This is a genomic window from Xanthovirga aplysinae, from assembly GCF_009711365.1.
Classification (GTDB): domain Bacteria; phylum Bacteroidota; class Bacteroidia; order Cytophagales; family Cyclobacteriaceae; genus Xanthovirga; species Xanthovirga aplysinae.
On sequence record NZ_SMMB01001098.1, the window covers coordinates 1 to 8,040 of the forward strand.

The window sequence follows — 8,040 nt, forward strand, 5'->3', positions numbered from 1 at the left end:
CCAAAAAATTATGGTCTACCAAGAAATTAATGATTTGTTGCCCCACAATTAATAAGAATATTGCCAAAAGAAGCACTATAACCAAAAGAAAAGTAAGCACCCCAGCTACCCACCTAAGTTTAAGAAATCCCCGACTTTCACGCGTGTGTCGACAGCGGTTAAAGGCTGCCATTAAAGCAGCCATCCCATTGGTAGACATTAATAGGGCAAAGGCAAAACCAAAAGACATCAACCCACCTCTTCTTCGGCTTAGGATATCATTAATGGTAGCAGCAGTAGATTTAAACAAGCTACTTGGCATGACTTCCTTTAAGAAATCCATTATTTGATGGTCCAATCCTTCAACAGGTATATAAGGAATAAGTGTAAAAAGGAAAATAATGGCAGGGAAAGTAGCTAATGTAAAGCTAAAAGCTACCCCATTGGCCACTTGAAAGACATTATCCTGAACAATTTTTCTTAAAAAAATTTGAATAATTGTATACCAGGATACTTCAGATTCTTTTAATCGAGTAGCCCTCAAGCGCTCAATTAAACGATTGTAGGAACGGATATTCTGAACGTAATGCTGAATCCTACTTTTCATCAAAAAGGGGTCTCCATATCTCTAGTAAATAATCAGGAGCTTGGCAGGGACGTGCAGTTTCTCTGTCTACAAATACTAGAGTCGTTTCACCTGTATTCAACAATACTTTCTCTTGATTAAATACTTTATAGTGAAAGGTCATTTTTACGTCTGGAGCTGTTTCCATTGTTACCTTAATAGTTAACAGGTCATCATATCTTGCCGGTTTCCTAAACCTACTTTTAATATCAAGGACTGGCAGCATAATGCCCGCTTCTTCCAGTTCCTTGTAGGTAATGCCCAGATTTCTTAAAGCTTCGGTTCTGCTTTCTTCATAATAGAGGGCATAATTCCCATGGTAAACAAAACCCATTTGATCGGTTTCTCCATACCGGACTCTGATTTTGTGCTCAAAAACAAACATAATTAAAAAAATTCCCTTTCATTTTCCAATACAGCAAGGCTTACTAAATCTGTAAAACGGTAAAAGTAAAAAACACATCTCGCTTCCATGTCCAACAATTTTATTAAGAGCTCCCCCATAACACCAATTGAACAAAAAGGTTAAAAGTTATTTGTAGATGCTAATAGCCTAATAAATCAATCTTTTTTGAAAGAAAAATAAGATAAATTTCTCTAAAAGACATTTTGGACCTATTTCAAGAATATGAATTAAATACATTTTACCTGAAAAGTGAAAAATTAAGATAAAAAAGCAGAAATAAGCAGAATATTGGAGAATAATTTGAAATCCTAAACAAAGATGATAGATAAGAAGTATGGATACAAGAATTAGAAATTAAGAATTATCTCAACCACAAATTGAATTACATTTATGAATAATTCTTAATTCCTATGTAAATCTAATTGTTTTATAGTGATGTATCTACCGGTAGATACGAGATTTATTTAATGCTTTTTGAAATCGACGAGCATTATTAAGATGCTGTTTTAGGGTTTTGGCAAAATTATGGTAACCCGTAAACTCTTCATCGGCACAGAAATAAAGATAATTGTGTTTTTCATAATTTAAAACTGCATTTATTGCAGCAATGGAAGGAACATTAATCGGGCCTGGTGGTAATCCGGTATATTTATAGGTATTATAAGGAGAATCTATCTTCAAATCTTCTGTAAGCACTCTTTTTATAGTAAAATCTCCCAATGCAAAAACTAATGTGGGGTCGGCTTGTAATGGGATATTACGTTTCAGGCGGTTTATATATACCCCTGCTATTTTAGGTGCTTCGTCCATTTTGGTGGTTTCTGCCTGGACAATTGAAGCCAATATAGATACCTCAATTGGGCTTAATCCAATATCTTTCGCTTTCTTCAACCTTTCTTCATTCCAAAATTGCTGATATTCCCAATGAAACCTTTCAAAAAGTTCTTTAGCACCAATATTCCAATACACTTCATAGGTATTGGGAATAAACATTGCTGGTATGGTATAGGAATTAAACCCATACTTTTGAATAAGTGAAGTGTCATTCAATACTTTTCCAAATTCAACACTATCGATTTCCAGCTTTCGAGTAATCTTTTCACTCAATTCATCTTTTAAACGCACATTATTGAATGTCACATGCACAGGAACCTGCTTTCCTGACCGAAGCATTAGAATAGCTTCCCGGTTAGACATATCTGCTTTCAACAAATAGCGTCCGGGTTTAACATTTTCATCATACTTCATGAGTTTAGCCAAAACGCTGAAAGCAACCAAATTTTCCACATAATTGCCCTTAAAAAGGGTATCTTGCACAGTTTTAAAATTTGCACCCTTTGGAATATATATATATTTATCTTGCTTGCCTACCAACAAGTTGGGCGTAGTTATCATTTGATAGACGTATAGGCAGAATGTTGATAAAAATACAGAAGCAAAGACCATTAAGGCCACCAGAAATTTCTTGTTCTTAATCATAAAGGCAAAAATAAGAATTACTTTTTTAAACCGCCAAAGCTTAACTTTAATTGTACTCCTTCAACAATGGAGCCAGATTTTTCCAAAAAAAATAAGTGTTTCAACCTTTTCTCCATTGAATTTCAGTTAATAATTTACTGCTTTTGGTTTTTCTTAGTGTTTTTTATTTACCTATTTGCCGCCAAATTCAATTTAAGTATAGTACAATTCAAAATTTCCCATAAAGGGAACTAGAGGGGCATAGAATCTAATTAAAAAAATAATGGCTGCGGAGTACTTTAAAATTCATCCGGAAAATCCACAACAAGAAAAAATCAACCGGATTGTAGAAATATTAAGAAAAGGAGGCGTAATTATTTATCCCACTGATACCATATACGGTTTGGGATGTGATATTTTCAATAGTAAGGCAGTTGAAAAGGTATGCAGGATTAAAGGAATTAAGAAAGATAAAAGCACTCTTTCTTTTATTTGTGATGATCTAAGTCAAATTTCGGAGTACACCAGAAACGTCAGCACTCCGATCTTCAAATTGATGAAGAAAGCCCTACCCGGACCCTTCACTTTTATTCTGGACGCTACCAGTAAAGTACCTAAATCTGTCAATGCAAAAAGAAAAACCATCGGGATACGGATCCCTGACCACAATATCCCTCGAATGTTAGTAAAAGAGTTGGGAAACCCGATTATTACAACATCAATTCGGGATGAAGATGAATTTCTGGAATATTCTACAGACCCCGAGTTGATTTATGAAAAATTCAGCAATTTGGTAGATGCCATTATTGACGGAGGCTTTGGTAATAATATTGCCTCTACGATTGTGGATTGTTCAGGAAATGAAATTGAAGTAGTACGCCAAGGTATGGGTGATATTGAGCCATTTCTTTGATGGCCCTAAAGTTAGCCCCCTTAAAAATAATTTAGTTAACCTTTTTCTTCAATTCTTTCCCTTTCCTTTCTCTTTTTTTCTGCCCTTATATTGTGTTTCCATCGCCTATGGGACCATAACCAATCCGAAGGGTTTTCTCGAATACTTTGTTCTACCAATTCAATGTATTTCTTTGTGATATAGTGTTCCTTAGTTTGGAAAGGGGGCTTATCAATCTCAATAATTTCAGTTTCATAATGTCCCCTTTTAACTCTTTTCATAGCCACAAACATCACAGGCATTTTATTTTTCAGAGCGATCCTCTCAGCCCCAAAAAAGAAAGTCGTATCCTGTCCAAGGAAATGAGTGGTAAAACCCTTTTTAATATTTTGAGGTCCTTGGTCAGAAACCATGACTAGTAAACGGCAAAGGTTTCTCCTTTCTACCATTTGACGAATAAGGGTTCTCTTTTCAATCATATAGGTACCCAAATGACTGCGAACCTCCTTCATAAACCGGTCGGAGAGTTTATTGTGAAGAGTCTGATAAACGGCATCAATTTGAAAGTCAGAATATAGATTAAAAACATAAGACAACCATTCCCAATTTGCCTGATGAGAAGTCATGACAATGATGGACTGTCCTTGTGAATAATACTTATGCCAGATTTCAGGATTTTTGATCTTCATTCGCTGACGAATGTCCTTTTCTGAAATAGAATACCCCTTAATAACTTCCACAAACAGGTCGGTAAGATTTTTATAAAACTTCTTCGCAATTAGTTTAATTTCTTTTTGATCTTTTTCAGGAAAGGATCTGGTCAAATTGGCCATAACTACACTTTTCCGATATCCGATGAGGTAATAAATCAAAAAATATAAAAAATCCGATGCGGCATACAGAAGCCAAAATGGGAACCTCGATAAAAGCTTTAAAAGAATCATGTAATGATATAAATTTCATTCAGTTAATATTTCCTTATACTATATCCCCCCTTGCTTGGTTCTATAATCGTACTTAATAGGTATAACCTTATTTCTGAATATAAAACCACCATAAGCCAAAAAAGTATTAGGTGGAAAAGAATTAGTTTCTTTTCAATAGTTACCCATAGGTTTTTTTGCCATTAGTCGTAGGATGCTGCAAATTTATATAAATTGCAAAATAAAAATGCTGCGTGAAGGAAAGTAAGGGAAAGGAAGCCATGAAAAATAATGCTGTTTTAATTGATTTACATTATCTACCCTGTTTGGAGTATTTTGTCTGTCTTTCGAATTATACTCGGTTGATCGTTGATATTAATGAACCTTACCAGAAACAAACCTTTAGAAACAGGTGCCATATTCTGACCTCACAAAAGGTTGAAACACTATCGATCCCAGTTTTAAATGGAAATAGTAAACCAAACATAAAAACCCTTAAAATCGACTACAAGCAAAAATGGGTTAACAATCATTGGCGAGCTATTCAATCAGCATACGGAAAAGCTCCTTTTTTTGAGTTTTATGCAGATTTTTTTCACACTGTTTTTTATAAGAGAAAAGAATATTTGATAGAATTAAATCTGGAATTTCTTAAATTATGTCTTAATTTTTTAAATCTGGAGATAGATTTGGAGGTATCGGATAGATTTTTGCTGGAAGTTCCACCAGGAGTAGATGACCTACGTTCAGTGATCTATCCCAAGGAACCGTTTACTAAAAGACATTTTTACAATCCTTTTCCTTATCCACAGATTTTTGGAGAAAATTTTTACGGGAATTTAAGTATAATTGACCTTCTTTTCTGCGAAGGACCGAATGCAAGACAGATCCTAAAAAATTCTGTTCCGGTAAAAGAGTAAAACAAATATCTTTTCTGAACCGTTTTATTATTGTATTATAGTGGGTGTGAGTTTTTGGGCCCAGATCTTGGCCCTTATTTTTAATAATTATGAAGGCCGAATTAAAAGATTTAAATTTATTATATTATTTCCTGACTTATGGAAGCAAAATTTTCAAATAGAGTTAAAGAAGTTATTTCACTGAGCCGGGAAGAAGCCCTTCGTCTGGGGCATGATTATATAGGAACTGAGCACCTTTTATTGGGAATGATAAGAGAAGGGGAAGGTGTGGCTATTAATCTCCTAAAAAAATTAGGCATTTCACTAGATGAGCTGAGAAATTCTGTGGAACAGGCGACAAAGGGGACCGCTACAGGAAATTTGAAAAATGTGGCTAATATTCCTTTAACCAGACAATCAGAAAAGGTGCTTAAAATCACCTATTTAGAGGCCAAAATTTTTAAAAGCCAGCTGATTGGAACTGAGCATCTTCTCCTTTCTATCTTAAGAGATGAGGACAATATTGCTACACAAATTTTGGAAAAATTTGAAGTCAACTACGATGTGGTAAAAGAATTACTCGAGTATCAAACAGAACAACCCCTGTCATCTTCGGATACGGATGACAGTGATGAGGATTCTTCTCGAATCTTTGGTGGGGGTTCATCCTCTTCTTCCAAAGAATCTAAAGGAACTGAAAAATCTCGTACGCCTGTACTAGACAACTTTGGTAGAGATTTGACTAAGTTAGCTGAAGAAGACAAGCTAGACCCAATAGTGGGTAGAGAAAAGGAAATTGAAAGAGTTGCGCAGATCTTGAGTAGAAGGAAAAAGAATAACCCAATTCTTATTGGTGAGCCAGGGGTTGGTAAAACCGCCATTGCCGAAGGTCTGGCTCTTAGAATCATTCAGAAGAAGGTTTCCAGAGTTCTTTTTGATAAGCGAGTGGTAACCCTCGACTTAGCTTCTTTGGTAGCAGGGACAAAATACAGAGGTCAATTTGAAGAGCGAATGAAGGCGGTGATGAACGAATTGGAAAAATCACCGGAAGTTATTCTTTTCATTGATGAGCTGCACACCATTGTAGGAGCAGGTGGAGCCAGTGGTTCCCTAGATGCTTCCAATATGTTTAAACCTGCTTTAGCAAGAGGTGATATTCAATGTATTGGAGCTACAACATTGGATGAGTACAGACAATATATTGAAAAAGACGGAGCTTTAGCCAGACGTTTTCAGGTAGTAATGGTCGATGCCACTACCCCTGAAGAAACAATGCAAATCCTGGACAACATTAAGGAGAAGTATGAAGACCACCACCATGTTTCTTATACGGAAGAAGCTCTTGATGCCTGTGTGAAGCTTTCTGACCGCTATATCAGTGATCGTTTCCTTCCGGATAAAGCCATTGACGTGTTAGATGAAGCAGGTGCCCGAGTACACATTAACAACATTCATGTACCTGAAGAAATCGTTTTGCTTGAGGAAGCGATTGAACAAGTCAAAAAAGAAAAAAACCAGGTAGTGAAAAGCCAAAAATATGAGGAGGCTGCTCAACTACGGGATAAAGAAAAAAAATTACTCGACCAACTGGAAGCAGCTAAGAAACGCTGGGAAGAAGAAACCAGAACTAACCGCTATGTAGTCAACGAAGATAATGTAGCAGAAGTAATTGGTATGATGACGGGAATTCCGACTCAAAGAATTGCTCAAAATGAGGGTTCCAAGCTTTTAGGCATGTCGGAGGAACTTACCGCAAAAGTGATTGGTCAGGATGAAGCTATCAATAAATTAACCAAAGCCATTCAAAGAACAAGGGTTGGATTAAAAGACCCAAAAAAACCTATAGGATCCTTTGTATTCCTAGGGCCTACCGGTGTAGGAAAAACGGAATTAGCCAAGGTAATGGCTACCTACCTTTTTGATAAGGAAGACGCACTTATCCGAGTGGATATGAGTGAATACATGGAGAAATTCTCCGTTTCCAGATTAGTGGGGGCGCCTCCAGGCTATGTGGGTTATGAAGAAGGTGGACAGCTTACTGAAAAAGTAAGACGTAAGCCATATAGTGTTGTACTTTTAGATGAAATTGAAAAAGCGCATCCCGATGTGTTTAACCTTCTGTTACAAGTACTGGACGACGGAATCTTAACCGATGGTCTAGGTAGACGTGTGGATTTCAGGAATACTATCATCATCATGACCTCTAATATTGGTGTAAGGGATCTAAAGGACTTTGGATCGGGTATAGGCTTTGCCACCCAGTCTAAAATGGGTCAAGGTGATGAATTGATGAAATCGACCATTCAGAATGCCTTGAGGAAAACTTTTAGCCCTGAGTTCCTGAACCGCCTGGATGACGTTATAGTCTTTAATAGCCTGCACCGCGAACATATACATCAAATTATTGATATTACGCTGGCAAAGCTATTTGAAAGAATAACTACTTTGGGATATCACGTAAAACTCACTGAAAAAGCTAAAGACTTCTTGGCAGAAAAAGGGTATGATCCTCAATATGGTGCAAGACCATTAAACAGGGCCATTCAAAAATATCTGGAAGATTCAGTGGCGGAGGAGATCCTGAAAGGGGAAATTGCAGAAGGTGATATCATCAAAGCAGATCATGACAGCAAAAGTGAACAACTAACTGTTTCCGTTGTGAAAAAGAAGGAAGAGAAACAAGAAGAATAATTAATAGTGAATAATTATAAACATAAAAAAGGCATCTATACGATGCCTTTTTTTATATTCTTCCATTTATGTTTTTAAACATTATACCAAAACAAAAAGTTAATAATCAAGGGATAAACTTTAAGTATTAAATGAATTTTGCAAATCAGAAAAAGTAAAATATTTCC

The 8,040-nt window shown here is 36.1% G+C and carries 7 protein-coding genes; 3 read left to right on the plus strand and 4 right to left on the minus strand.

All coding sequences use genetic code 11. The annotated features are described in order from the left end of the window. The 3 genes from E1171_RS12805 to mltG form a co-directional block, all read right to left on the minus strand. Positions 1-586 (minus strand): YihY/virulence factor BrkB family protein (locus E1171_RS12805; protein WP_187696433.1); only part of this gene is annotated, 586 nt, incomplete at its 3' end. Beyond that, positions 576-989: an acyl-CoA thioesterase gene (locus tag E1171_RS12810; RefSeq protein ID WP_155206402.1), complete on the minus strand. Its 414-nt coding sequence runs from the start codon at positions 987-989 to the stop codon at positions 576-578. The genes E1171_RS12805 and E1171_RS12810, both read right to left, overlap by 11 nt. A 462-nt stretch (positions 990-1,451) precedes the next feature. After that, positions 1,452-2,489: an endolytic transglycosylase MltG gene (mltG, locus tag E1171_RS12815; protein ID WP_155206403.1), complete on the minus strand. Its 1,038-nt coding sequence runs from the start codon at positions 2,487-2,489 to the stop codon at positions 1,452-1,454. Positions 2,490-2,751: 262 nt separating this feature from the next. Between mltG and E1171_RS12820 the strand changes: the two genes are divergently transcribed. After that, entirely contained in the window at positions 2,752-3,381 is a 630-nt protein-coding gene (locus E1171_RS12820) for an L-threonylcarbamoyladenylate synthase (protein WP_155206404.1), read from the plus strand. 35 nt (positions 3,382-3,416) lie between these two features. Here E1171_RS12820 and E1171_RS12825 read toward each other — a convergent pair whose 3' ends face one another. Continuing rightward, positions 3,417-4,304, minus strand: a complete 888-nt coding sequence (locus E1171_RS12825) for a lysophospholipid acyltransferase family protein (protein ID WP_155206405.1) — start codon at positions 4,302-4,304, stop codon at positions 3,417-3,419. A 233-nt stretch (positions 4,305-4,537) separates the two neighbouring features. Between E1171_RS12825 and E1171_RS12830 the strand changes: the two genes are divergently transcribed. Together E1171_RS12830 and E1171_RS12835 are read left to right on the plus strand one after the other, a co-directional pair. Further along, the gene (locus tag E1171_RS12830; protein ID WP_343031364.1) at positions 4,538-5,203 is read left to right on the plus strand and encodes a WbqC family protein; all 666 of its coding nucleotides are present in this window, start codon (positions 4,538-4,540) and stop codon (positions 5,201-5,203) included. Between the two features lie 138 nt (positions 5,204-5,341). Beyond that, entirely contained in the window at positions 5,342-7,873 is a 2,532-nt protein-coding gene (locus E1171_RS12835) for an ATP-dependent Clp protease ATP-binding subunit (RefSeq protein WP_155206406.1), read from the plus strand. Positions 7,874-8,040 lie beyond the last annotated feature (167 nt).

Excerpts from the sequence above, each read along its gene's own strand:
- mltG (WP_155206403.1), bottom strand. The coding sequence starts at position 2,489 with ATGATTAAGAACAAGAAATTTCTGGTGGCCTTAATGGTCTTTGCTTCT.
- E1171_RS12810 (WP_155206402.1), bottom strand. The coding sequence starts at position 989 with ATGTTTGTTTTTGAGCACAAAATCAGAGTCCGGTATGGAGAAACCGAT.
- E1171_RS12820 (WP_155206404.1), top strand. The coding sequence starts at position 2,752 with ATGGCTGCGGAGTACTTTAAAATTCATCCGGAAAATCCACAACAAGAA.
- E1171_RS12835 (WP_155206406.1), top strand. The coding sequence starts at position 5,342 with ATGGAAGCAAAATTTTCAAATAGAGTTAAAGAAGTTATTTCACTGAGC.
- E1171_RS12825 (WP_155206405.1), bottom strand. The coding sequence starts at position 4,304 with ATGATTCTTTTAAAGCTTTTATCGAGGTTCCCATTTTGGCTTCTGTAT.